Raw genomic sequence first — 25409 nt, forward strand, 5'->3', positions numbered from 1 at the left:
TGTTCCTCCTCTAAGAAAATCTTGATTAAGATTAAACAATTTTGTCTTTCGGTAACTTATCAATATTCTCAAGCATAATGCCTGTTCCTTGCGCGACACAGTTCATTGGTTCTTCCGCAGCAAAAACAGGAACTTTCAATTCTTCTGCTAATAACTGGTCAATGCCATCTGTAAGGGCACCGCCACCTGTAATAATGACACCACGGTCAATAATATCAGCTGACAATTCTGGTGGTGTTGTTTCGAGTACGGTTTTCGTTGCTTGAACGATCATAGAAACTGACTCTCGTAATGCCTCTTCGATTTCTTCAGAATGTACCGTGATTGTTCTCGGTAAACCTGAAACTAAATCACGTCCACGAATGTCTAAGGACTCATTACGATTACCTGGGAAAACCGTGCCGACGTTGATCTTAATATCTTCAGCTGTCCGGTCACCGATTAATAGTTTATATTTACGTTTAATATACTGTAAAATCTCATGGTCAAATGTGTCACCAGCCATCTTAATCGACTGCGAAGTGACAATATCACCCATACTGAGGACTGCAACATCCGTCGTACCGCCACCGATATCGACGACCATGTTTCCGCTTGGTTGGAAAATATCCATACCAGAGCCTACTGCTGCAACTTTCGGTTCTTCTTCTAAGTAAATCTTCTTACCGCCTGATTTCTCAGCCGCTTCTTTGATCGCTTTTTGTTCGACTTTCGTTATGTTTGTTGGGCAGCATACTAAAATGCGCGGTTTCGAGAACATGCCACGTACATTAATCTTTTCGATAAAATGGCGTAACATCGCTTCAGTTACGTCAAAATCAGCGATCACACCATCTTTAAGTGGACGAATCGCTTCAATATTTCCTGGTGTACGACCGACCATTTTTCGCGCTTCATCGCCGACTTCTAAGACTTTGCCCGTGTTTTTATCCATTGCAACAACAGATGGCTCGTCTAACACAATTCCTTTACCTTTAACATGAATCAATACGTTCGCCGTTCCTAAGTCAATCCCGATATCTCTTGCAAACATGTAACCTCGCTCCCCCTGCTTTTATCCTATATATTCACGTTTTATATACAATACTTCTATTCTATCATTTTATCACTATTTTCCTATCATGTCATGCCCTTTTTCGTATCATTGTGACAATTTACTACTATGATAAAAATAAGAGCACCTGCCGTAGCAAGTGCTCTTGTTATGATTGAAGTGGTTCGCCGTATGAAGAGGATGTTGCGCCGTATCGAGTAGTGCTTTAGCCGTATCAAACGAGAAAGCGCCCTATGTTGACAATCTAGCGCCGTATCGCAGAGGTGTTTCGCAGTATCTTAGTCGAGATTCGCCGTATCCACCCATTCAACTCCACTCGATTATTCGCCAACAATCGTCTCAAAATGACGTAAATGCAGATCCGTCACGTCTTCAGGATGGAACGTGTTATGCACATAAGTTTCTGCAACAGCTATGCTACGCGCATCATCCGCTGCTTCAAGCGCGACCACTGCTTCATAAATCCGCGTCATATCGTCTGCTATTTGCTTCGGATATTTAAACATCAGGGATTCATCTCTCTCTGCCAGCGTTCCGAGTTTTGCTTGAAGTTGCTCTACTGCATTGACGACAGGCTCGGCAATCTCTACGACCTCACCTGTCATAGCAGCTAAACGTTCAGTCATTTCTCTTAAAAATGTCTCGTGCACACGATATTTTTTCATTAAACGCAAGACTTCTAAGCCTAAAATATTGGCTGTCCCTTCCCAAACGGTTAACACTTGGGCATCGCGCAGTAATCTTGGTGTGACAAAGTCTTCTATATAGCCGTTTCCGCCATGCATCTCAATCGCTTCATGAGCAAAAGCAATCGATTGGTCAGCCGTTTCTTTTTTCAATAAAGCGATATACAGGCGGAGCATGGCTTGATCATGTTCACTCGGCTCAGATCCTTTTGGCATCACTTGGTCGAATAATTGGATCATTTCGAATGACGCACGCATCTCGACTTCCCATTTTACTGACATATTCACGAGCGTTTCTTGAACCATCGGATAATCCACAAGCCGTTCGCCAAACGCTCCTCTAGTAAACGCGTAACCCCGCGCTTCACGGTAAGCCCGGCGCATGATGCCGAGTGATGCTACCGTATTACAAACGCGTGATAGATTAAGAGCTTCCATCATGTATTTGAAACCTTGTGAAGCGTCTCCTACTAGATGAGCCGTCGCCCCGTCGAATTCCACTTCCGCTGATGGAACAGCGCGAACGCCGAGTTTGTCTTTTAAGCGGCGCACAGACAGCCTGCCCGCTTCACGATTTTCTTCCCAAGGTACGCAAAACAAACTTAATCCCTTCGTCCCAGATTCAGCGCCTTCGATTCGGGCGAGCACCATGGCCACACCACACATGCCCGCGTTACTAGCGAAATATTTTTCACCGGTAATTCGGTAATAATCGCCTTCTTGAACCGCTTCAACGACATTGGCCCCAACATCAGAACCTCCTTGACGTTCAGTTAATAAAGTCGCTCCTTCGTAAAGTTCTGTATCACCAGTTGCAAGCACATGCGGTAAAAAACGTTCGCGGACATGGCCATCTGCGTAATGATCAAGTAAATATGCCGTCGCTTGGGTCAAGGTAACTGGACAATAAAACCCAGGTTCGGCTTGTGATAACAAGTAGCCTTGTGCAAAGGAATATGCGTAATTTCCTGGTTGACCCAGTTCCGGGATCGATTTATGCACGTAGCCGACGATTCCTGTTCGATAAGTTTCATCTACGGTTTGACGATAGCCCTCATTCACCCAGATCCGGCTAACGTCATTCCCCCATTTATCGTACTTAATTAATTGGGGCTGACCCGTTCGGTCGGTATGCGCTGCACGTTCGTCAATATCGGTCGCCACACGCTCGCCGAATTCTGTTAACGCTTGATCTGCGTATTGATACAGGTTTTCTGGTAGTTGTTCGCGTAAAATCGATTGTATTACAGGGTCGTCTTGGTAGAAATTCGGTTGGGTCATGATGTCGAAACCTCCTCGCGTAATTGTTTTCGGAGTAATTTGCCTGTCGCATTTCGAGGCACTGCTTCGACAACTTGATAGAGTTTTGGAATTTTATAGCTTGCGAGTTGATCTTGGAGAAATTCGGTTAGACTCGTTTCGATCGCTGGATCCTCCTCCGTCGTCACGACAAATGCTTTCACCTTTTCACCCCATTCAGCATGAGGAACACCGATTACTGCGACATCATCAACATTCGGATGCTGCATAATCACTTTTTCAACTTCGGTTGGGAATACGTTCACGCCACCTGATATAATCACGTCTTTCTTACGGTCAATCACCCAGAAATAGCCTTCCTCATCCTGCATTCCAACATCACCTGTATAAAGCCAGCCATCAACGAGCGTTTCAGCTGTTTTCTCAGGTGCTTTATAATAGGCTTGCATCGTTCCTTCTCCGCGCAAAATAATCTCCCCTGGATCACCTTTCTGAACGTCTTGACCATTTTCATCACCTAAACGAATCTCGCAATTTAACGCTGCGCGCGATCCAATACTTCCGGCTTTCTCATCATGTTCTTCAGGTAATAATAATGTGCCATTCGGGCCCGCTTCAGTTAAGCCATAGACACACATGAGCCGGTTGGTATTGAATGCTTCTTGCACAAAACGTACTTCATTTGCTCCAAGGGGCGCTCCGCCGTAGACCCAGTATTCCATCGAGGATAAATCGTATTGATTCACGTCTGGATGTTTCGCTGTCATCAGATAAGCGACTGGCGCACCGAAGAAATGGGTCACCTTCTCTTGTGATACCATTTGCAGGAGTAAGTCTGGCGTAAACGTCGGCGCTAAGACATGCGTTGCCCCGACATATAAACCAGCTGCCATAAACAAATGCAGAGGTGCTGAGTGACTGAGTGGCATCATGTGAAGTACGCGACTGTCTTTATTCATCGGCATTTCGATACAAATCATCGTCGCGACTGTTAAAATGCTACGATGTGTAAACACAACCCCTTTTGGATTCCCTGTGGTACCTGAAGTGTATAAGATCGATGCCTGATTATCTTCCGTTGCATCACAGGTTACTGGCGTTGGGTCGCCTTCTAATAATTCGGCAAAACTAAGCCATTGATCTTGCGCATCCCCCGTTTTAATCCACGTTAACGAATTGTCATCCGCAAGACCTTTTGCTTCATCAAACAATAATTCATGCGTCGCAAAGTACGTCGCTTCACTATGGTCAATAATATACTGCATTTCGGGCTGAGTCAGTTTAGCATTGATCGGAATGACTATACCTTTTAAACGGACAACCGCGATATATAACATCATAAATTCAGGAACATTCGGCATGTGAATCATTAATTTCTCACCTGGTTGAAACCCTAATTGTGTTAATTTGTTCGCGATGGCGTTCACCGAATCATCCCATTGTGCATAAGAAAAACGAGTCTTTTGCGCAACTATTGCCTCGTGCTCCGGAAATTTACGTGCTTGATACGCCAATAATTCAGATAGATTCATGATTCGTCCTCCTCCAATTGATTTAATTCGTCGTAAAACACTTGCATTAAGGATTCCATTTCACCTTTCATCGATTGCAGTTCATGAATGCGTTGGTCGACTTCGCTAATCTTTCCCTCGCCATATTCGATCGTGCGCCTTAACTGTTCACGTCCCGTCGGATCTTCATCGAATAAAAGCACCATTTCTTTGATTTCGTCTAGATTGAAGCCATATTTTTTACCGCGAAAAATGAGCTGTAGCTGGGTGACTTCCTTTTTCGTAAATTGACGGTAGCCACTGGCATTCCGTTCAGGTTTCAGTAGACCGATTTCCTCATAATAGCGAATCGTTCTAGTTGTGACATTAAAATAGTTAGCGAGCTCCGAGATCGAATAGCGAGTCATATTCACCCTCCTTTTATTTTCAAAATATTCTTATATTTAAAGTTTAACATTGACGTTAACGTGAAGTTCAATCAGTTTTCTAAAACAAGTTGTCCTAACATGACACATAAAACGAGCCTGCCTCGTCTAACTATGGCAGGCTCAAGACACTAGACACTACTTTTCTCGCTGTACTTCTTTTTCGTCGCTTCACCACCTCGCAAATGCCTAATCGACTTATGGTAATGCAACACGTATTCAACTTCTTTGGCTAGGACGGGATTAATCGTAGGTAAACGCTCAGTCAGATCTTTATGGACGGTGCTCTTTGACACGCCAAATGATTTCGCAATGACTCGGACCGTTTGACGTGTTTCCAATAGATGCTCAGCGATCTTGATCGTTCGTTCTTTGATGTAATCATGCACATCACTCGCCTCCTGAGATGTTGACACTTAAGGTGTTGATGGTACATTTTATTCACGGATTTGTGTGAATATGCTAATGGGTGGAAGTTAGTCTATGGTTCAGATAACTCGGATGGTGAATTGAGATTGGTGGAGATGATCGTTTCAAGAGGATTTGAGCGGGTATGCGCTCGTTTTAAGATTTAGGATTAAGATCGATGGTAATTGTGGTGGACTTGATGGTATTGAGCATTAACTCGATGGTATTGTGCTCCAGCTCGATGATAGCGCACCTCGACTCGATGGTATTGAGCATCAACTCACTGGTATCACAACTCAACTCGATGGTAAATCAGCTGAACTCGCTGACAACCAATCTAATCAAATACGAGAGCTAGTGTTTCAATAGTATCTTCCGGTAGATTGCCAGTTAAACAAGAAAAAGCCCCGCATTCGCAGGGCTTTCTCTTCCATTATTTGAATTGTGGATTAACGGGTTCGCCGTTTTCGAGTAGTCGGAAGTGGACTTTTGTCACGTCTTCATCAGAATAAACGTTGGATCCCGAATGACCAATGACATCACCTTGGCTAACGTCAGCGCCTTCTTCTACTGAGACTTCTGAAAGACTTGCGTAGAATGTTGAGCGTTCTTCGTCGTGTTCAATCTCAATTGTTTGGCCGAGAAGTTCGTCCTCTTCAACGGAGACAACGGTTCCGCTCAGAGCTGCGATCACGTCAAACGATTCATTGTTTTGAGATGTAATGTCAACGCCTTGGCTTTGGTAGTACTGATTATTGTAAAAAATGAGCGCGTCTTCTTGTTCTTCTGCTGAAGCCTCTGTGTCGTAGAATGGTGTCATGACTTCTGCATCGTCACCAAGTAACACTGGCATGACAAGATCTTCGGATTCTGCTACGACTGGTTCAGCCGCTTCATCGCCACCTTGTGCTTCCTGATTTTCTAAATCATTTTGCTCGACACTCCAGTTGAACTCATCGTCTCGTTCAGCTTCGTCATTACCGACAAATTGAAACGTGAGTACACCTGCTAAAACAACCGCGACGAGCGTGACGTACAAGGTCGGGTAAAACCAGCGTTGACGTGTGAGTTTCTTCCACTTCGACTCACGGAACATGTTTCTTTCCTTCATTTTCATCACCTCAGCAACCATTCTGACCGGAAAAGGTGATGAATATACCTGTTAAATGAAAAATTTTCTATTTTGTAGCGACAAATGTTTTTAACGGTTCAACAGAAACATCCTGATAGTAATGATGAACAATGTCTTTATAGCTAGAGCCTTCTTTTGCCATACCGTTCGCACCGTATTGACTCATGCCAACACCGTGGCCGTATCCATTTGTTTTAAAGATGATGTGCTCAGCTGTTGTTTCTACTTTGAAATCGTTTGAACGTAAGCCTAATTGTTCTCGCACTTCGCGACCTGAGAATGTTTCATTGTTAATCATAACAGTATCTACTCGACCACTTTCTGTCCGAGTGAGATTCGATATATTTAAAATAGATTGTTGTAAACCTAATTTTTGGGCGACTTCAGCATGGGTAAGAATCGCTTGATCATTAAACACAGGGGACGCTTCATCCCACGGACTGGAAACACTCTTTAAATAAGGGATTTCATTTTGCCAATAATCTTCTGCGTTTTCGGTAAAGCCGTTACTTGTCGAAAAGAATGCAGCGGTAATGGGTTCGCCATCATAAGTAATGATTTCGCCTTCTGTTGCTTGAACGGCTGATTCTATCTTTTGCATGTGGTCTGAATAATCAACGCCCCACATGTCACGTAATTCTTTTTCAGAATGGAAGACTTGATCATCGACCGTATCTTTAACATGAAAAGCTTGGTCAGATTCAGTGTGCGCCATCTTATTAGCAATATAAGTTCTCGCAGCTAAGGCTTGAGCTTTCAATGCTTCCATTTCGAACTCTGCAGGAATTTCTGAAGCCACCACTTGCGTCACGTACTGTTCTAACGGGAGTTCCTCAATTTGTTCTGATTCGGTACGTTTAATTTTGACCGTGACGCTCTTCTCATTTTCTTGGGATTGTTCATTAGTGTCGTTTGTCGGTGGTGCGGCTTCGGTTGGCGTATCATGAAAAGGTAACACAATCATCGTCGGAACCATTACAATGACAGCAACTAGGATCATAGCAATCATCATGCTTTGTTTTTGCAACCATATAACCTCCTTTAATTACGGGCTCTATCATTAGCCTATTCAATGACGGAGGTTACTAGAACACAAAAAAGAAGGACTCACGTGAGCCCTTCTTAAATCAATCGAATATAATAAAATAGATTAGTTCGACTGTACCATAGTATCTTCATTCATAACGAATGGATCATTCACACGCTCAATGTCAGCACCTAATCCTTGAAGTTTTTCAACGAATTCAACGTAACCACGGTCTAGATGTTGAAGTTCTGTGACCGTTGTATGGCCGTCTGCAATCAATCCTGCTAGGATAAGAGATGCAGCTGCACGAAGGTCGGTAGCTGAAACTTCAGCCCCTTGTAGATGAGTCGGACCATCTACCATCGCGCTCCGTCCTTCAATTTTCGCATTGGCACTCATGCGTCTAAATTCTTCAACATGCATGAAGCGATTTTCGAAGACTGTTTCTGAAATGACACTCGTACCATGAGCACGCATTGTTAATGTCATAAGTTGCGCTTGTAGATCTGTTGGAAAGCCTGGATATGGCATTGTCTTAATATCAATTGGTTTTAATAAATCCGTACCGATGACGCGTACAGAGTTATCAAACTCTTCAATCTGAACGCCCATTTCTTTCATTTTAGCAATTAAAGAACGTAAATGAGCTGGAATCGCACCTTCTACTGTAATATCACCATTTGTAATGGCACCAGCAACCATAAATGTACCTGCTTCAATGCGGTCAGGAATGATGTTGTGTGTAATGCCTGTTAACTTTTCAACACCTTCAATTTTAATCGTTTCAGTACCTGCACCGATCACTTTACCGCCCATTTTATTAATGAAATTAGCTAGGTCTACAATTTCTGGTTCGCGTGCACAGTTTTCCATGACCGTCGTACCTTCAGCTAAGGCTGCTGCCATCATAAGATTTTCTGTAGCACCAACGCTTGGAAAATCTAAATAAATACGAGCGCCTTGTAAACGATTTGATGAGAAAGCTTCAACATAACCATTGCCTACTTCAACGTTAGCACCCATAGCTTCAAGCCCTTTTAAGTGTTGATCGATGGGACGAGAACCAATCGCGCAACCACCAGGCATCGCGACTTTTGCATGCCCATAGCGTGCTAGTAAAGGTCCTAAAACAAGGACTGAAGCTCTCATTTTTCTAACATATTCAAACGGTGTCACCGTTTTGAGTTCTTGTTCAGCATCAATATATAATGTACGATCATCACGCTCTACATCAACGTTCATGTATCGTAAAACTTCACCAATTGTATCTACATCCGCTAAAGGCGGAACATCTTCAAGTACTGTTTTCCCTTCACTTGCCATTATACTTGCTGTAATTACGGGTAATACTGCGTTTTTAGCACCTTCTACTTTTACTGTGCCATTTAGACGATTACCTCCAGATACGATGATTTTATCCAATATCTTTCCCTCCGTGTCGATAGTCCGTATATTATTTAATATTCAATTATGAGGATTGGTGTGCCGATTGTAACTGTATTTTTTCGGTCGTCCTCTTCGCGAATCGCTAACTGAATATTAATATGCTCTTTTTCATGTGGTATACGTTGTTGTAAATTAGGTGTGTAACCACTTACTACAGTCAATAATTCTTCGTGCATTTGCGTTTTTAAATCTACTTCAAAATCTTGAATAACTTCTTCTAAAAACAAATTCTTATCGAGTTTACTATCAAATGATGCTTGAAAGAAAGTGAAATGAGTCCCATTTTCGCGAAAAAGTGATAAATTTCTTTTCTCCAACAATTGTAGTACATCTTCATGAATCTTTTGATTCCATTTCGATGTTTCAACTTGATAGATTAATTGACTACGTTTAGGTGATATCTCAACCATGGATAACGATTCGTCAATTATAGAACGTTTATGGTGGTCATTACCCTGGATTTGACCTTTTAAGACATTTTTATATGAATTTAGTTCTTTTTTACTAGAAACTAATTTCATCGTCAGGCCAAAAGTAGTTTGTTCTGATTCCCAATCTGTTACATAGTTTGATAGATTTGATACATCAAGTTGAGCATCAGAATAACCTTCTATTGGCGTTGTCATTAATACAAATGTCAGCAATACTAAAATAAATCGCATGGACAATTCCCCCTATTATCTTAAGGGTTGTCCATGCTGCTCCTTTTTAAACGTTAATATTATAGTAAATATGGTAAACGTTGTGACCAATTAATAAAGTCTAAAAAGAAGTTACTGACTGTGGTACCTAATGCAATTGATAATAAAATCCATAGTAATTTGCTTTCGATTTCTTTGTTCTTTTTAAATAATGCTTGGATATTGATCGCTTCAAGGGCTTTCCAAGCTAATATAATAAAAATAATGTGTGAAGTGATGCCAATTAACGCATCAATACCTTGCTCCATTAACATTATAACACCTCTTCAAGTTTTTTTGCAGGTAATTTTCGACATTTTCATGTATTTCCCGGGAAATTTCTAATGGATATTCCTATTAAATAGCATACAATGACGTATTCTCTCATATTATGATGTCTTTGGCTAGTGCTGAGGCTCGTCCTTTTTAAAATGAACACACGAATGATATTGAACATTTAGCTTACCTTATTTAACAATTCAACTCGATTGTTAAATATTCCTATTAGATTGTTAGACAATCTTCCTCGGTTATTAAACAATCCCACTAGTTTGTTAAACAATATATAGAATGTTAAACATTTCGTCCGGATTGTTTAACAATTTCACTGATGTAGAGGCAAAAAAAGATCTGACCAGCTGGGTCAGATCTTTTTTATTGATTGGCGATGTCTATACGGTTAATCGCACGGTTAAGCGCTAATTTTGCACGGTTGAAGTCTATTTCATCTGATTTAGTTACATTTAAGCGTTGTTCTGCACGTTGTTTGGCAGACTCAGCACGATCAACGTCAATTTCAGAAGGTCGTTCAGCCGCTTGCGCTAAGATCGTCACTTTGTCAGGGCGGACTTCTAAGAAGCCTCCGCTCACTGCTACAAGGTCAGTATTGCCTTCTTTTTTAAGTCGAACTGCACTAATGGTTAGAGGAGCAACTAATGGAATGTGACCTGGTAAGATACCAAGTTCGCCACTTTCTGCTCTAACACTTACCATATCATATGAATCTTCTAGTACAGGGCCGTCAGGAGTGACAACACTCACAGTTAGTGTTTTCAATCTTACCCCTCCTTGGGCTCGAATTAAGCGGCAACTAAATGCCGCTTAAAGTCCCATTATTGTTCCATGTTGTTTGCTTTTTCGACAACGTCTTCAATACGTCCAACTAGACGGAACGCATCTTCTGGTAAGTCGTCATGTTTACCATCAAGGATCTCTTGGAATCCTTTAACTGTTTCTTCAACCGGTACATATGAACCTTTTTGACCGGTAAACTGCTCGGCAACGTGGAAGTTCTGCGATAAGAAGAACTGAATACGACGTGCACGAGAAACGACTTGTTTATCTTCATCAGAAAGCTCATCCATACCTAGGATTGCGATAATATCTTGTAGTTCTTTATAACGCTGTAGTGTCTTTTGCACTTCACGCGCTACGTTATAATGGTCTTCACCAACAATATTCGGGTCTAGCGCACGAGATGTTGAAGAAAGTGGATCAACCGCTGGGTAGATACCTTGCTCTGTCAACTTACGCTCCAAGTTTGTTGTTGCGTCTAAGTGTGCGAAAGTAGTTGCTGGTGCTGGGTCTGTATAGTCGTCGGCTGGAACGTATACAGCTTGGATCGATGTGATCGAACCAGTCTTCGTTGATGTAATTCGCTCCTGCAACTGACCCATCTCTGTTGATAGAGTTGGCTGATAACCAACGGCTGATGGCATACGGCCTAATAGTGCTGATACCTCTGTACCCGCCTGTGTAAAACGGAAAATGTTGTCGATGAATAAAAGAACGTCTTGTCCTTGTTCATCACGGAAGTATTCAGCCATTGTTAGACCTGTTAATGCTACACGCATACGTGCTCCAGGTGGTTCGTTCATCTGACCAAACACCATGGCTGTCTGCTTGATAACGCCTGAGTCACTCATTTCATAGTAAAGGTCGTTACCTTCACGTGTACGTTCACCAACTCCGGCGAAAACGGAAATACCACTGTGCTCTTGGGCAATGTTATTGATAAGCTCCTGGATTAAAACGGTTTTACCTACTCCGGCACCACCGAATAGACCAATCTTACCACCTTTAATATAAGGAGCAAGCAAGTCTACAACTTTAATTCCTGTTTCAAGAATTTGTGTTTCCGTCGCTAACTCGTCAAACGATGGTGCTTGACGGTGGATGGAATCATGGCGATTCTCTTTAGAAACAGGCTCTTCTAAGTCGATGTGTTCACCTGTTACGTTAAACACACGGCCTAGTGTCGCTTCACCTACAGGGACACTGATTGCTGCGCCTGTATTTTCTACAGCTGTACCACGGACTAAACCATCAGTTGAGTCCATTGCAATCGTACGAACTGCATCATCACCAAGGTGTAGGGCGACTTCTAATGTTAGGTCCTTTTCGCCTTCACCTTTGACGATTAGGGCGTTATAAATTTCAGGTAGTTCACCATTGTCGAACTTAACGTCGACGACTGGGCCTAGTACCTGTGTTATACGTCCGTTACTCATCCTTTTCCCTCCTAACTGCTCATATACAAAAACGATCTAATCTTGTGCTGCTGCACCACTAACAATTTCTGAGATTTCTTGTGTGATGGCTGCTTGTCTTGCACGGTTATAGGATAACGTGAGTTCATCAATGATATCTTCTGCGTTATCAGTTGCATTACGCATAGCGGTCATCCGAGACGCGTGCTCACTTGCCTTACCATCTAATAAGGCGCCATACACAAGGCTTTCAGCATATTGTGGCAATAAGACTTCTAAAATTTGTTCTTGATCTGGTTCATACTCGTACATGCTCGTCTGTGACTCACCAGCTTCGATATCAGTCAGTGGTAATACTTTCGTTTCTTTTACCTCTTGACTAATAGCACTAATAAAGTGGTTATAGATTAAGTTCAACTCATCTATTTCTTCATCAGCGAAAAGACCGACGGCATAATTCGCGATTTCTTTGATCTCTGCGAATGTCGGCTGGTCTGGTAAGCCTGTGACTTCATGTGCGATTGGATGATCAAGTTTTCTACAAAAATCACGCGCAACTTTACCAATTGGAACAATCGTGTATTCGTCTTTTGACTGATGACGCTCTTGAATCGCTTCAGTCAGCTTACGTAATACGTTTGTGTTATATGGTCCAGCTAAACCACGGTCTGAAGCAATCACAATATAACCCGTTTTCTTAATCGGTCTTGAGGTTAACATGGGATGGCTGACTTCGATATTACCTGAAGCAATGCTTGAGACGACTTCCTGAATCTTTTCCATGTATGGAACGAAATTTTTCGCATTTTCTTCAGCTTTTCTTAACTTAGAAGTTGAAACCATTTCCATTGCTTGAGTAATTTGCTTCGTCTTCTTGGTCGAGCCTATACGCGTTTTTATCTCTCGTAACGATGCCACAACGTCTCACCACCTTTATTTAGAGACTTGCTCCTTATTATTTAGATACGACAAATGTGTTCTTAAAGTCGCTAATAACTTTGTCGAACGCATCTTTATCTGGTAATTGTCCTGTTTCACGGATATGGCTTAAGACCTCTTGACCATGTTGTTTCATGTAAGCATGAAGTTCTTCTTCAAAACGAACAACATCCTCAACTGGAATGCTATCTAAGAATCCGTTAACTAGGGCATAAATAATCGCAACTTGGTATTCAACACGTTGTGGTTTGTTAAGTCCTTGTTTAAGGATTTCAACTGTACGCTGACCACGATCTAGCTTCGCTTGTGTTGCTTTATCAAGGTCAGAACCGAACTGTGCGAATGATTCAAGTTCACGGAATGACGCTAAGTCAAGACGTAGTGTACCTGCAACCTTCTTCATCGCTTTGATCTGTGCAGAACCACCAACACGGGATACGGATAGACCAGGGTTGATCGCTGGACGTACGCCGGAGTGGAATAAGTCAGACTGTAAGAAGATTTGTCCGTCTGTGATAGAGATGACGTTTGTCGGGATGTATGCACCGATGTCACCTGCTTGTGTTTCAACGAATGGTAGGGCTGTAATTGAACCGCCACCTTTTTCATCACTTAACTTCGCTGCACGCTCAAGTAGACGAGAGTGAAGGAAGAAAACGTCACCTGGGAATGCTTCACGTCCTGGTGGGCGACGTAGTAATAGTGAAAGCTCACGGTAAGCTGCCGCTTGCTTCGTTAAGTCATCATAGACGATTAGGACATGTTTACCGTTGTACATGAACTCTTCACCCATTGATACACCTGCATATGGCGCTAGGTATAGAAGTGGAGCTGGTTCTGATGCACCCGCATTAACAACGATTGTGTAGTCTAATGCGCCGTTTTGACGGAATGTTTCGACAACACCACTAACGGTTGAGTCTTTTTGTCCAATCGCGACGTAAATACAGATTACGTCTTCTTCTTTTTGGTTTAAGATTGTGTCCACGGCAACAGATGTTTTACCTGTTTGGCGGTCACCGATGATTAACTCACGCTGACCACGACCAATCGGTACCATGGAGTCAATAACTTTAATACCTGTTTGTAATGGTTCTTCAACTGATTGACGGTCCATTACGCCAGGTGCTTTTGCTTCAATTGGACGCGTTTTTGTTGTTTCGATTGGGCCATTACCATCAACAGGTTGACCAAGTGAGTTAACAACACGTCCGATTAGATCTTCACCTACTGGAACTTGCATGATACGTCCTGTACGGCGAACTTCGTCTCCTTCACGAATTTCTGTGAATGGACCTAGGATGACGATACCAACGTTGTTCTCTTCTAGGTTCTGAGCCATACCCATAACACCGTTAGAGAATTCAACAAGTTCACCAGACATAACGTTGTCAAGACCGTGGGCACGAGCGATACCGTCACCAATTTCGATAACTGTACCGACATCATTGACTTCTATATCTGAATCATAATTTTCAATTTGCTGCTTGATCAGCGCACTGATTTCTTCAGCTTTGATGCTCATCCATTTCACCCCTATCTTTACTTGTTTGCAGATACAACGCTCTGCTCAATGCGTTGAAGTTTACGAGCAACTGTACCGTCGTAAATTTGGTTTCCGACACGTACTTTTAAGCCGCCGATAATACTTTCATCGACAATATTACGGATGCGAAGGGTGTTTTTGTTTAACTTTTTCGCAAACGTTTCTCGAATTCGCTCTTGTTCTTCGTCTGATAGCGCATGAACAGAATAAACTTCCGCCTCTGCAATGCCTTCTGCTTCATTCTTCATTTCCACAAAAGACGCAATAATATCACTGATTTCGCTAATACGACCTTTATCAATTAAAATGAACAAGAAGTTTTTAACCGCTTGAGACGCATCTTTAAATACGTCATTCACAAATTGTTTTTGGTCGTCTTTAGATACGCGTGGATTATCAAAAAAAGCTAATAACGTTTCATCATGTTCGAAAACGTGACGAACGCTCGCTAATTCTTCTTCTAATTGAGGTAAGTTAGTCTGTTCTTTTCCTAATTCAAACAAAGCAACGGCATAACGATTAGCTACTGCTGATTGACTCATTTGTTCTCGCCTACTTGTTCTAAGTATTCGTTAATCAGCTTTTGTTGTTCATCCACCGTTAATTCTTTTTCAATAACTTTGCTTGCGATTTGAACAGATAATGTACCAACTTGCTCTTGTAATGCTTGAACAGCACGCTCTTTCTCTTGCTCGATTTCTTGGCGTGCATTATCTTTAATGCGTTGTGCTTCATCTTTTGCTTCAGCAATCATCGTCTGTTGTTCAGACTTTGCTGTTTCTTTCGCGTCTTCGATGATTTTCTGCGCGTTTTGACGTGTGCCTTGTAGCTCGTCTTGCGCTTCGTTCATGAGACGCTCAGCTTCTTGTCTATTTTTCTCTGCAGTATCGATCTCGTTTGCGACATGTTCTTCACGTTCTTGCATGACGTTCATTAATGGGCGCCAAGCAAACTTCGTGATCAATGCTAAAAGGATGATGAACATAACAAACTGGATGATCATACTACCAGGGTTAAATCCCATTTCTGCGTTTAAAATAAACAAACGTGGGTCTAGCACAGCCTTCACTCCTTTCGCCTAATCATTCATTTAAGGCTTAAAAGGAAAAACGTCTCCAACCGCAATTATGCGAAAGTTCGGTTTCCTTTTAGTCATCTTGTTACAACCTAACATAAAGGAATGGCGAAGCTTCAAAGATCACTTCGCCATTATGTCAATATCATGCAATAAAAGACTTATTACATGACCATGAATGCAATAACTACGGCAATGATCGGTACCGCTTCTACTAGGGCAACACCGATGAACATTGTTGTTTGTAAGGCACCACGTAATTCTGGTTGACGTGAAATACCCTCTACTGTACGACTTACGATTAAACCGTTACCTACACCAGCACCAAGTGCCGCTAAACCTACTGCAATTGCAGCTGCTAATGCTCCTGACATTGAAAATTCCTCCTCTTGGATATTAAAAAGTTAGTATTATTTTATAATGTTAATGGTCTTCGCTCACTTTGTGAGACATATAAACCATCGTTAACATCACGAAAATAAATGCTTGGATACCACTAATGAATAGCTTGAATCCTTGCCATAATAAGGCTGGTATAACACCAGCGACTGTTTCCATAGCACCTGTCGCCATAAAGCCGACAAGTAGCGTTAATAATACCTCACCTGCATAGATGTTACCGTAAAGACGCATACCTAGCGTCAATGTGTTCGCGAACTCTTCAATAATTTTAAGTGGGAACAAAATCGGAATTGGTGAGAAGAATTCCTTAATGTAACCTTTTGTCCCTTTCAGTCTAACACCATAATAATGCGTTAGTGCCACAACCATAACGGCTAGTGTCAATGTAACGCCTGGGTCAGCTGTTGGTGATTTCCACCAGAGTTCGCCATCGTAAACAACCATGAACATAATACCAAGAATGTTGGCGATAAATATGTACATGAGAAGCGTTAAGCCTAATGGAAGGAATCGTCTACCTGTCTTCCAATCCATAGTACTCGAGATCATGCCTTTCACGAAATCGACAATCCATTCCATGAAGTTCTGGAATCCCGTCGGCTTACGTTGTAAGTTGCGACTACCAATGACCGCTATAATAAAGACGATAAGAGACGCAACAAATGTCATGATAATGTTTGACAAGTTGAAATCCAGCCAACCGATTCCAAAGACATTATCGATTGTAGGAGAACCGTGATCCACATCATTCACCCCTTTTCGTAGTGGTAGTCTCTTTGTGATGGAATATAAAATCTATCATAATGACAAAATAAGGTGTCATTAAACCTATAATTCCTGCGAGTAAATTGAAATGTTCGGGAAATCGCATAATGACGACGACCACTAAAATGGCCGCGGCAAAGCGTGATAATGACCCGAAGGACTTCGCTGTTTGGTTGTTCGCTGCCTTTTCACCAATCACATCGACACGTTTTTGCAATAAAAAGAGATTGAATAATCCTATTACTAGTCCTAATATTAATCCTGCAAAAACTGTTTCGTAGTCTGTAAAACCCCAACCGACAACTGAAATCGCTAACGCGTAAAGCATCCAACTTCGTTGACGGTTTGCCATAGTGGCGTAATCTGTCATGATGTGTCGTCTCCTAAATACTGATTAGCTAGCTTGATTGTGCCATAGACACCTGCGGCTAAGCCAATGAACAACCCGATAATTAAAAAAAGAGGGCTTGTCTGAGTGACGCTATCAAGCCATCGCCCTGCAAAGATCCCCACGATGGTTGATCCGGACAAATGACTGAGAATAACGGTTGTGATGGCCATCCCTTTCACGGGGTACTTCATAAGCGTAACCTACCAATCACATAAAATCAGACAACGATATGTTGAATTAGGCCTATACATATCAAACGAGTTAGCTAACATTCGTTAGCATTTTTCGTCTTTAAGCCTAATCATTCCACACTAGATTAGTGTACAATAGCACCTTTTATAAGTCAATTGATATTAAGGCGAAAATAGTTCGATTTTTTGACATTCTTGTGACTTAAGGTCGATGAAATTCTAAGCTTTGATTGTAGGTTTGTTCATTGTCTATTGCTTGGATCATGACATAGTATAAACCGCTCGACCACTGGGATATGTCGACTTTTTGTTCATGCTTTCCAGATGACAAATCTGACTGTTCTGTAATGGTTTGGACGTGTGTGAATGATGAATCATAGACATCGATTGAAAGGGCTTTCAAAGAATCAGCTACATAATAGGTTAACATGGCTTTATCTTCGGTGAAAGGTTCAACAGCTATCTCTGCATTGATCCGAGGAAAATCTGCAGACCCGCCGACAATTAAATAGGGCAAATTGACTGTCTCACTATCCAATTCTAATGAAAGATAACCTTCATGAACACCCTTCTTCTTGAATTTTTTGTGAAAATGCGCTTGAATCGGGAAAGTTTTTTCTGAGTGAGCGGGAATCGTTTCTGAAAGTGGTAGTTCCCAATTGATGTGCTCATGACGTTTTGGAATATTCCAAGTGACATCTAGTGGTTTCTCACCCGTATTGTGAACCGTGATAGACTGCGTTTTTGAAGGCTGATCTGCTTGATGGTAACCAAATTGAAGCTTACTCGATTCAATGTAATACGTCGATTCAAATAATGATTGGACATCTAACCAGCCTCTCCCTGCTTCACTAGGGCGACTATCTTGGCTAAACGGATTCGCATGTGATAATAATTGTTGTTTTAATTCATCCGGCGTTGCACTCGGCTGAGTTTGTTTTAAGAGAGCTAAAACGCCTGTCACATACGGCGCAGCCATGCTTGTGCCTTGAAAGTTAGCGTAACCACCTGGAATGGTGCTCATAACATTGACACCTGGAGCTAATAGATCTGGCTTAATCGTCCAATCACTTGTTACAGGACCACGCGCGCTAAATTCAGCAATCCCGTCTTCAATCGGTTGCTTTGATATTTCGATCCATGTTTCATGTTCTCGAAGTTGGTCTGCTTCTTCGCGCGTGATAACAATGACTGGGAGTGTGGTTGGGGTCACCGACCAATCATTCGGATTTTCATTCGTTACAATGATTAACGCTTCTGCTTCAGTTTGAATGGCTTCGGTGATGGTTTTAGTATAAGATCTGTCTTTTTTGGTTGTTATTAAAATTTTTCCTCGTAGATTAGCGGAGCCGTTTGCTTCCATTTTATATTGATAAGGAAAGCGTTCATCTATCGGCCATGTTCCACTTTGCGGCATTTGTCTAACTGGTATGGTTTTACGTCCAAAGACCTCGATCATTGCTTGGGATTGATCGGTATAGCCTGCACCAACAGTTATCGCTTTTTGAGCCGTAGCAGGTGTCGAAACAGTCCAATCCTCTGGCCCGTTATTGCCTGATGCAACGACGATTAAATGCCCTAAATCAAATGCTTGATTAACAGCTTTTGAAAGAGGTGTATCGGGAGAATTGATGTTCGTTCCAAGTGATAAATTAATAATATCCATATCGTCTTTCACTGCTTGCTCAAGAGCTGCTAACACATGAGCCGAGGTTCCAACGCCACCTGGTCCAAGCGCTCGATAACCATAAATAGATGCATTGGGAGCAACCCCTTTCATATCACCATTAGCAGCGATAATCCCCGCTACATGCGTTCCATGATTCGTTGGCATGCCGTCTTTCGTTGTTGATTCCATCGGATCCTCGTCGAAATCAATGACATCAAAACCCCCTTGATACTGCGCGCTCAAATCAGGGTGCGTATAATCAATCCCTGTGTCGATCACTCCGATTTTGATGCCTTCTCCAGTCGCATCAGTCGATTCAACTTGGTAATTAGGAAGGTCATTGGGGAGTGATTGGGTCTGATTTTGAATAGTGGGCGATTCATAGGATTGTGCGCGATTATAATCATTCACCCATGACTCTTGGTGAAGGTCTTTAATATCGTCTTGTGCGCCTTTGATCGCTACGGCTTGTAGCAATGTATCGTATGTATAAAGCACCTCAAGAAAAGGATAATCTCGCTTAATTTTTTCGGTTATTTGATCGGGGTCACCATCTATTTCGACGATCCATGTCATGTCTTCAGCTGAAATGGTTGATGTTGTTATGATCATGGTTAGTGTTAGAGCAAATAAAAAACGCATACGACCACTCCTTCGCTTGTTAGGGTTTGCGAAAGATGATGGGGTTATGCGCAAACTTGAATTGGGAAATGCGTTTTTTAGTGAAGTACATTGGGAGCCACAATTCATGTTATTTAACAATCGCCGCACATTGTTAAATAATTTTGTGGGATTGTGAAACAATTCAGCGAGATTGTGAAATAATTCCGGCAGAATGTTTAACAATGTTGAGCGTTTGTTAAACAATCGTTCGAGAATGTAAAAAACGACAGCACATGGCTGTCGTTTTGTCTTTATTTCGTTCCAAACAAGCGATCTCCAGCGTCGCCTAAGCCTGGAATAATATAACCTTTTTCATTGAGTTTTTCGTCTAAGCCAGCGACATAAATATCAATATCAGGATGGGCTTCCTGTACGGCTTCAACCCCTTCAGGCGCTGCGATTAGGCACATTAAACGAATATGCGTCGCACCACGTTTCTTAAGGGAATGAATCGCTTCGATCGCTGAGCCACCTGTTGCTAGCATTGGGTCTGTCACAATCAGTTCACGTTCATGAATATCAGATGGTAACTTAATATAATATTCAACTGGTTTTAGTGTCTCGGGATCACGGTACAAGCCGACGTGGCCAATTTTAGCGGCTGGAATCAAATCAACAATGCCATCGACCATGCCTAAGCCAGCTCGGAGGATTGGGATAATCCCAACTTTTTTACCAGCTAAGACGTTCGATTTTGAGGTGGCGACAGGGGTTTCGACTTCAACTTCTTCAAGCGGTAATTCGCGTGTGATTTCAAACATCATCAGTGCAGACACTTCATCGACAAGCTCACGAAAAGCTTTTGTGCCTGTTTCTTTATCACGGATGAAGGTTAACTTATGCTGAATCAATGGATGGTCAAATACGTAAACTTTACCCAAAACAAACAACTCCTTTAAACAATATCTCTTGAATTTTACCTAAAACTGACGAATGTTGCAATGTGCACACAGAAAAAAGTGGCGAGAATCTCTCACCACTTTTAGATTATGAATACATTGGAAAACGATCAGCTAGTTGTTGAACGCGCGCTTTCGCTTCTTCTAATTTCGCTTCATCTTCATGATTATTTAATGTGAAGGCAATGATTGATGCAATTTCATCCATTTCTTCTTCGCCAAATCCACGTGTTGTGACAGCAGCTGTTCCAATACGAACACCACTTGTAACAAACGGGCTTTCTGGGTCAAATGGAATCGTGTTCTTATTCGTTGTGACACCAATTTCATCCAGTGCTGCTTCGGCCACTTTACCTGTTAAGTTAAGTGGACGAACATCTAGTAATAATAGATGGTTATCCGTTCCGTCTGAAACTAAGCGAATACCTTCTTGTTTTAAAGCTTCACCAAGGCGTTTTGCATTGTTAATAATTTGCTTAGAATAGTCTTTAAAAGATGGGTCAAGCGCTTCTTTGAAGGCTACCCCTTTTGCTGCAATAATATGCATGAGTGGTCCACCTTGCATACCCGGGAACACATTACTATCAATCTTCTTTTTAAAGTCTTCTTGGCATAGGATTAGGCCGCCACGAGGACCACGTAATGTTTTATGCGTCGTTGATGTTACAAAATGAGCATGTGGAACGGGGCTTTGATGCAGTCCTGCTGCAACTAAGCCAGCGATATGAGCCATGTCGACGAGTAAGTATGCACCGACTTCATCAGCGATCTCACGGAACTTTTTGAAGTCAATTTGGCGCGGGTAAGCTGATGCACCTGCGACAATCATGTTCGGTTCCACTTCTTTCGCCTTTTCTAACAGTGCATCATAGTCAATCGTTTCACTGTTTTCATCAACGCCATAATCGACAACATTATAAAGTTTACCACTGAAGTTAACAGGGCTACCGTGTGTGAGGTGACCGCCGTGATTTAAATTCATGCCTAAAATCGTATCGCCTGGTTTTAGTGCGGCAAAATAAACGGCCATATTCGCCTGAGCACCAGAATGTGGCTGGACGTTCGCATGATCGGCACCGAATAATTCTTTGGCACGATCACGAGCTAAGTCTTCCGCAATATCGACGTATTCACAACCACCGTAATAACGGCGATTCGGATAACCTTCAGCATATTTGTTGGTCAAAACAGAACCTGCTGCTTCCATTACCGCTTCAGAGACAAAGTTTTCGGACGCGATTAATTCAATTTTGTCGTGTTGACGGTTTTTTTCTTGGTTAATCGCCTTAAGCATGTCTGGGTCTACTTCGTTTAACTGATTGTGTAAATGTGTCATGAGTAAAGCCTCCTTATGTATATAATGTCAGCAACTGAGTGCTGACATAGATTACGTGTGATAGATCGCGCGTTCACCGCCGATTAATTTCGGCCGTGTATAAGCGTACGTCACATGGGCGTCACCAAGCGTTTTAATCGGAAATCTAATCGGGACAGCAACAGGTTTTAGATGCATGCCAATTAATGTGTCCCCTATGTCCATGCCTATGTCAGCTTGGATCGATTCGATTAAAACAGGCTCGTCCATATGGTGATAAGCATAAGTCGCCATGGAACCTCCTGCTTTCGCGTGTGGGACAGCACTTACTTGTGGAACTCCGAGTGTTTGTTGCAGCGATCGCTCTAATACAATCGCACGGTTTAGATGCTCGCAGCATTGAAATACAACATGAACGCCCGTATCTTGTTGAAACGCTTTCAGTTCTTTATACAAAATTTCAGCGAAGTCTGTGCTTCCAGCTGATCCGATTGCTTCGCCTTTAATCTCACTGGTCGAACAACCGATGATCATGATTTTGCCAGGTCTAACTGTATAGGATTGTCGCCATGCATCCATCACCGATTTAACGTCGGATTTAAACGTCTCTATAGACATGCGAACCCCTCCTCACCTGAGCACTCTTCTACTTCAAAGTATAACAAAAAATTCTGAATAGGTATATGTTTTTTATTCGACTAAGTTAGCCATTCATATAATAAATTCAGAGGACAAAAAATCGAGGTGCTATCCATAGCACCTCGGTTTTCAAATCATTATTGGTTTTCGTATGCCATCATTTTTTCAACACGATTCGCATGACGACCGCCTTCATAGGATTCCGATAAGAAAGTCGTGACGATTTCGCGTGCTAGGCCTGGGCCAATAACGCGCTCGCCCATCGCAAGAATATTAGCGTCGTTATGTTGACGGGTCGCTTTTGCGCTAAAGACGTCATGGACAAGGGCACAGCGCGCACCTTTTACTTTGTTCGCTGAAATGGACATGCCAATGCCTGTCCCGCAAATAACGATTCCATAATCGAATTCGCCACTTGCTACGCGTTCAGCTGCTGGGATCCCGTAATCAGGGTAATCAACAGACCCTTCACAGTCACAACCTATATCTTCAAATTCAATATTCATTTCTTCTAATAGATTTGCAATGTCTTCACGTAAGTTTTGACCGCCGTGGTCTGATGCTAAAATAACTCTCATGCTTCTTCCTCCATTTTCTGTGCTAATAAATCAATATAGTACTCTAATTGTTCGCGTGTGTTTTCATATGTGTCCTTATCAAGCCCAATTGGATCAGCAATATCATGCTCGGGCTCATCAAGGAATTCTTTTAACGTAAACACTTTATCATCAAAGCTCGTGTATTCTAGTTTTAACGCTTCTTTATGTTGACTTGTCATCGTTAAAACTAGATCAGCCCAACTTAATAATTCACGGGTGACAGGCTGTGAGATATGATCTTGAATCATGCCTCTTCCTTCCATTGCTTCGATTGCTTTGTCGTTGGCATGTTGGCCATGTGGTGCCATCATGCCGGCTGATTGCACATCAATTTCTGGATATTTTTCTTTCATAATCGCCTCAGCCATTGGACTGCGACACGTGTTGCCTGTACAAACAAATAATACACGATGCAACGCGCTTCCCCCCTGACTCCTACTTTTCATCCATTTCTATTTTACTTGAAAAAGCGAGCCTTGTCATGTCATTTACCACACCATCTGTAAACCTAACACCGTCAACACAAGCCCACCGAACGCTTCAGAATAAACGCCGAACCATTTCCGACTATGGCGAGCCAACATTAAACCGAACCAACTTAACATCATACTCACGAGGCCAAACATGAACGCAATCACAAAAACATGTGCACCAATCATACCGATCGAAACGCCTACTGAAAAGCTATCTAAACTAACCGTAAAGGCAAGCACTACTAATCCAAAAGCAGATAAAGGCTTGTTCACATCATGTTGCCAAAACGTCGAGATCACCATTTGGATACCAATCGCTACAAGCAACCAACCGCCAATGAGTTGAGCCATTTGACCAAACTGTTCTGATAAAAATTCACCAAATCCAATGCCGGCTAATGGCATCATGACATGAAAAGCCCCAACAAGTACGATAAAGTATAGCCACCATCTTAAACGTCGGTGGGTCATGCCAACAGTTAAACTGACGGAAAATGCGTCCATTCCGATTGCAAAAGCTATTAACACATAAGGAACGACACTCTCATAAAAAAACATCACACGCGGGTCCTCCTAAACGTCGAGCATTCTAGTTTAATCTATGCTCGTCCATTTCTGTTTAGAAGAACGCGTGTGATGAATCATTCAATTGTTTCGCTCGCTGCTTTTTCCAGACGATTCATTAAAGCTTCGCCGATTCCATCTTTCGGGAATGCTTCAGCCAAAATAATCTCATAATCTGAGTTATCAATTTGGCGCAGCCGATCATATAAATGACGCGTGATGGCTAGTAAATCTTTTTGTGAGCCAAGCCTATAGACGTGATCTTGATCCAAGTCTATCGCACGCTCATCACTCACCATAAAGCCAACTCGCTTGCCATCTTGTTGTAAGTCATGCGCCACTTGTTTCATGCGCTCGGCTCCACCATTTACAATCCAAATCGGACAGTCAGGTGCGTAATGTTTATATTTCATTCCTGGAGAACGCGGTGCATCATCCTCTGCTTGTAAAGACGGTGCTAGATTAACAGGACCGATTACAGCTTCAATTTCCGTTTGTGTGACACCACCCGGCCGCAAAATCATCGGCGGATCGAGTGTCATATCTATAACTGTTGACTCCACGCCAACGCCAGTCATTCCACCATCTAATACGCCATAAATTTTTCCGTCTAAGTCATGCAAAACATGGCCAGCCGCTGTTGGACTAGGCTTACCTGAACGATTGGCACTAGGTGCTGCAACAGGTATGTTCGCAGCTTGAAGCAACGCCAAAGCAACGGGATGATCTGGCATACGAAAACCTACCGTTGTTAGCCCTGCTGTTACGTTTTCAGCAAGTTTTGATTTAGCGGGTAAAATGAGTGTTAAAGGCCCCGGCCAAAACGCGTTGATTAAGGCTTCCGCATCCTCTGATACGTCCGTCACATAATCATATATCAAATCGCTCGAACCAACATGCGCAATTAGCGGATTATCAGCCGGGCGACCTTTTGCTTGAAAAATTTGCGAAACAGCATGATCATTCGTCGCATCTGCCCCTAAGCCGTAAACTGTCTCAGTGGGAAAAGCTATCGTTTCACCTTGTTTTAAACGCTCAGCTGCTTCATGGATTGCCTGATTATTAAGTTCGTCATGACTCGTCCAATGTTTCGTTTCCATCGTCGTACTCCTTTTCTCTCGTCCATCGCTAGTTTATATTATGGAAGGAAAACGACGAAAG

28 protein-coding genes are annotated in these 25409 nt (G+C 42.3%); all 28 read right to left on the reverse strand.

Annotation, left to right across the window (positions count from 1 at the left end):
* Window positions 1–31: 31 nt before the first annotated feature.
* Window positions 32–1033 (reverse strand): rod shape-determining protein, encoded by a 1002-nt coding sequence (locus ACKXGF_RS12625; RefSeq protein WP_411954063.1) that lies wholly within the window; start codon window positions 1031–1033, stop codon window positions 32–34.
* A 341-nt stretch (window positions 1034–1374) separates the two neighbouring features.
* Window positions 1375–3021 (reverse strand): acyl-CoA dehydrogenase family protein, encoded by a 1647-nt coding sequence (locus ACKXGF_RS12630; protein WP_411954064.1) that lies wholly within the window; start codon window positions 3019–3021, stop codon window positions 1375–1377.
* Window positions 3018–4532 carry a class I adenylate-forming enzyme family protein gene (locus tag ACKXGF_RS12635; protein WP_411954065.1) on the reverse strand — a complete coding sequence of 505 codons (1515 nt, stop codon included), beginning with the start codon at window positions 4530–4532 and terminating at the stop codon, window positions 3018–3020. The genes ACKXGF_RS12630 and ACKXGF_RS12635 overlap by 4 nt, the downstream gene beginning before the upstream one ends.
* Window positions 4529–4918: a MerR family transcriptional regulator gene (locus ACKXGF_RS12640; protein WP_411954066.1), complete on the reverse strand. Its 390-nt coding sequence runs from the start codon at window positions 4916–4918 to the stop codon at window positions 4529–4531. The genes ACKXGF_RS12635 and ACKXGF_RS12640 overlap by 4 nt, the downstream gene beginning before the upstream one ends.
* Before the next feature lie 149 nt (window positions 4919–5067).
* Window positions 5068–5325 (reverse strand): sporulation transcriptional regulator SpoIIID, encoded by a 258-nt coding sequence (gene spoIIID, locus ACKXGF_RS12645; protein WP_167261951.1) that lies wholly within the window; start codon window positions 5323–5325, stop codon window positions 5068–5070.
* Window positions 5326–5777: 452 nt separating this feature from the next.
* A complete protein-coding gene (locus ACKXGF_RS12650; protein WP_411954067.1) occupies window positions 5778–6455 on the reverse strand; it encodes a peptidoglycan DD-metalloendopeptidase family protein in 678 nt (225 codons plus the stop codon).
* Between the two features lie 67 nt (window positions 6456–6522).
* On the reverse strand, window positions 6523–7503 hold the full coding sequence (gene spoIID / locus ACKXGF_RS12655; RefSeq protein WP_411954068.1) for a stage II sporulation protein D: 981 nt from the start codon (window positions 7501–7503) through the stop codon (window positions 6523–6525).
* A gap of 123 nt (window positions 7504–7626) precedes the next feature.
* Window positions 7627–8925, reverse strand: a complete 1299-nt coding sequence (gene murA / locus ACKXGF_RS12660; protein ID WP_411954069.1) for a UDP-N-acetylglucosamine 1-carboxyvinyltransferase — start codon at window positions 8923–8925, stop codon at window positions 7627–7629.
* Window positions 8926–8960: 35 nt separating this feature from the next.
* Window positions 8961–9611, reverse strand: a complete 651-nt coding sequence (locus ACKXGF_RS12665) for a YwmB family TATA-box binding protein (protein WP_411954070.1) — start codon at window positions 9609–9611, stop codon at window positions 8961–8963.
* Between the two features lie 59 nt (window positions 9612–9670).
* The gene (locus ACKXGF_RS12670; RefSeq protein WP_167261956.1) at window positions 9671–9904 is read right to left on the reverse strand and encodes a DUF1146 family protein; all 234 of its coding nucleotides are present in this window, start codon (window positions 9902–9904) and stop codon (window positions 9671–9673) included.
* Window positions 9905–10283: 379 nt separating this feature from the next.
* On the reverse strand, window positions 10284–10685 hold the full coding sequence (locus tag ACKXGF_RS12675) for a F0F1 ATP synthase subunit epsilon (RefSeq protein ID WP_167261957.1): 402 nt from the start codon (window positions 10683–10685) through the stop codon (window positions 10284–10286).
* Between the two features lie 56 nt (window positions 10686–10741).
* A complete protein-coding gene (atpD, locus tag ACKXGF_RS12680) occupies window positions 10742–12139 on the reverse strand; it encodes a F0F1 ATP synthase subunit beta (protein WP_167261958.1) in 1398 nt (465 codons plus the stop codon).
* Between the two features lie 36 nt (window positions 12140–12175).
* Complete coding sequence (atpG, locus tag ACKXGF_RS12685; RefSeq protein ID WP_411954071.1) at window positions 12176–13036, reverse strand: ATP synthase F1 subunit gamma; 861 nt, start codon at window positions 13034–13036, stop codon at window positions 12176–12178.
* 37 nt (window positions 13037–13073) lie between these two features.
* Window positions 13074–14582, reverse strand: a complete 1509-nt coding sequence (gene atpA, locus ACKXGF_RS12690; RefSeq protein ID WP_411954072.1) for a F0F1 ATP synthase subunit alpha — start codon at window positions 14580–14582, stop codon at window positions 13074–13076.
* Window positions 14583–14599: 17 nt separating this feature from the next.
* The gene (locus tag ACKXGF_RS12695; protein WP_411954073.1) at window positions 14600–15145 is read right to left on the reverse strand and encodes a F0F1 ATP synthase subunit delta; all 546 of its coding nucleotides are present in this window, start codon (window positions 15143–15145) and stop codon (window positions 14600–14602) included.
* On the reverse strand, window positions 15142–15663 hold the full coding sequence (atpF, locus tag ACKXGF_RS12700) for a F0F1 ATP synthase subunit B (RefSeq protein ID WP_411954074.1): 522 nt from the start codon (window positions 15661–15663) through the stop codon (window positions 15142–15144). Before atpF ends, ACKXGF_RS12695 begins: the two co-directional genes overlap by 4 nt.
* Window positions 15664–15842: 179 nt before the next feature.
* Window positions 15843–16052, reverse strand: coding sequence for a F0F1 ATP synthase subunit C (gene atpE, locus ACKXGF_RS12705; protein WP_167261962.1), 210 nt, complete (start codon window positions 16050–16052; stop codon window positions 15843–15845).
* A 49-nt stretch (window positions 16053–16101) separates the two neighbouring features.
* Window positions 16102–16824 carry a F0F1 ATP synthase subunit A gene (gene atpB / locus ACKXGF_RS12710; RefSeq protein ID WP_411954075.1) on the reverse strand — a complete coding sequence of 241 codons (723 nt, stop codon included), beginning with the start codon at window positions 16822–16824 and terminating at the stop codon, window positions 16102–16104.
* 1 nt (window position 16825) lies between these two features.
* Window positions 16826–17215, reverse strand: a complete 390-nt coding sequence (locus ACKXGF_RS12715; protein ID WP_411954076.1) for an ATP synthase subunit I — start codon at window positions 17213–17215, stop codon at window positions 16826–16828.
* Window positions 17212–17427: an AtpZ/AtpI family protein gene (locus ACKXGF_RS12720; protein WP_167261965.1), complete on the reverse strand. Its 216-nt coding sequence runs from the start codon at window positions 17425–17427 to the stop codon at window positions 17212–17214. Before ACKXGF_RS12720 ends, ACKXGF_RS12715 begins: the two co-directional genes overlap by 4 nt.
* A 202-nt stretch (window positions 17428–17629) precedes the next feature.
* Window positions 17630–19738, reverse strand: a complete 2109-nt coding sequence (locus tag ACKXGF_RS12725) for a S8 family peptidase (protein WP_411954077.1) — start codon at window positions 19736–19738, stop codon at window positions 17630–17632.
* A 272-nt stretch (window positions 19739–20010) separates the two neighbouring features.
* A complete protein-coding gene (gene upp, locus ACKXGF_RS12730) occupies window positions 20011–20640 on the reverse strand; it encodes a uracil phosphoribosyltransferase (RefSeq protein WP_411954078.1) in 630 nt (209 codons plus the stop codon).
* A gap of 106 nt (window positions 20641–20746) precedes the next feature.
* Complete coding sequence (gene glyA / locus ACKXGF_RS12735; protein ID WP_411954079.1) at window positions 20747–21994, reverse strand: serine hydroxymethyltransferase; 1248 nt, start codon at window positions 21992–21994, stop codon at window positions 20747–20749.
* Window positions 21995–22045: 51 nt separating this feature from the next.
* Window positions 22046–22585, reverse strand: coding sequence for a TIGR01440 family protein (locus ACKXGF_RS12740; protein ID WP_411955591.1), 540 nt, complete (start codon window positions 22583–22585; stop codon window positions 22046–22048).
* Between the two features lie 164 nt (window positions 22586–22749).
* The gene (gene rpiB, locus ACKXGF_RS12745; protein WP_411954080.1) at window positions 22750–23190 is read right to left on the reverse strand and encodes a ribose 5-phosphate isomerase B; all 441 of its coding nucleotides are present in this window, start codon (window positions 23188–23190) and stop codon (window positions 22750–22752) included.
* On the reverse strand, window positions 23187–23627 hold the full coding sequence (locus ACKXGF_RS12750; protein ID WP_411954081.1) for a low molecular weight protein arginine phosphatase: 441 nt from the start codon (window positions 23625–23627) through the stop codon (window positions 23187–23189). The genes rpiB and ACKXGF_RS12750 overlap by 4 nt, the downstream gene beginning before the upstream one ends.
* 72 nt (window positions 23628–23699) lie before the next feature.
* Window positions 23700–24242, reverse strand: coding sequence for a manganese efflux pump MntP family protein (locus ACKXGF_RS12755; RefSeq protein ID WP_411955592.1), 543 nt, complete (start codon window positions 24240–24242; stop codon window positions 23700–23702).
* 83 nt (window positions 24243–24325) lie between these two features.
* A complete protein-coding gene (locus tag ACKXGF_RS12760) occupies window positions 24326–25348 on the reverse strand; it encodes an L-threonylcarbamoyladenylate synthase (RefSeq protein WP_411954082.1) in 1023 nt (340 codons plus the stop codon).
* Between the last annotated feature and the right edge of the window lie 61 nt (window positions 25349–25409).

Source organism: Alkalibacillus sp. S2W (genome assembly GCF_046764385.1).
GTDB lineage: Bacteria > Bacillota > Bacilli > Bacillales > Alkalibacillaceae > Alkalibacillus > Alkalibacillus almallahensis.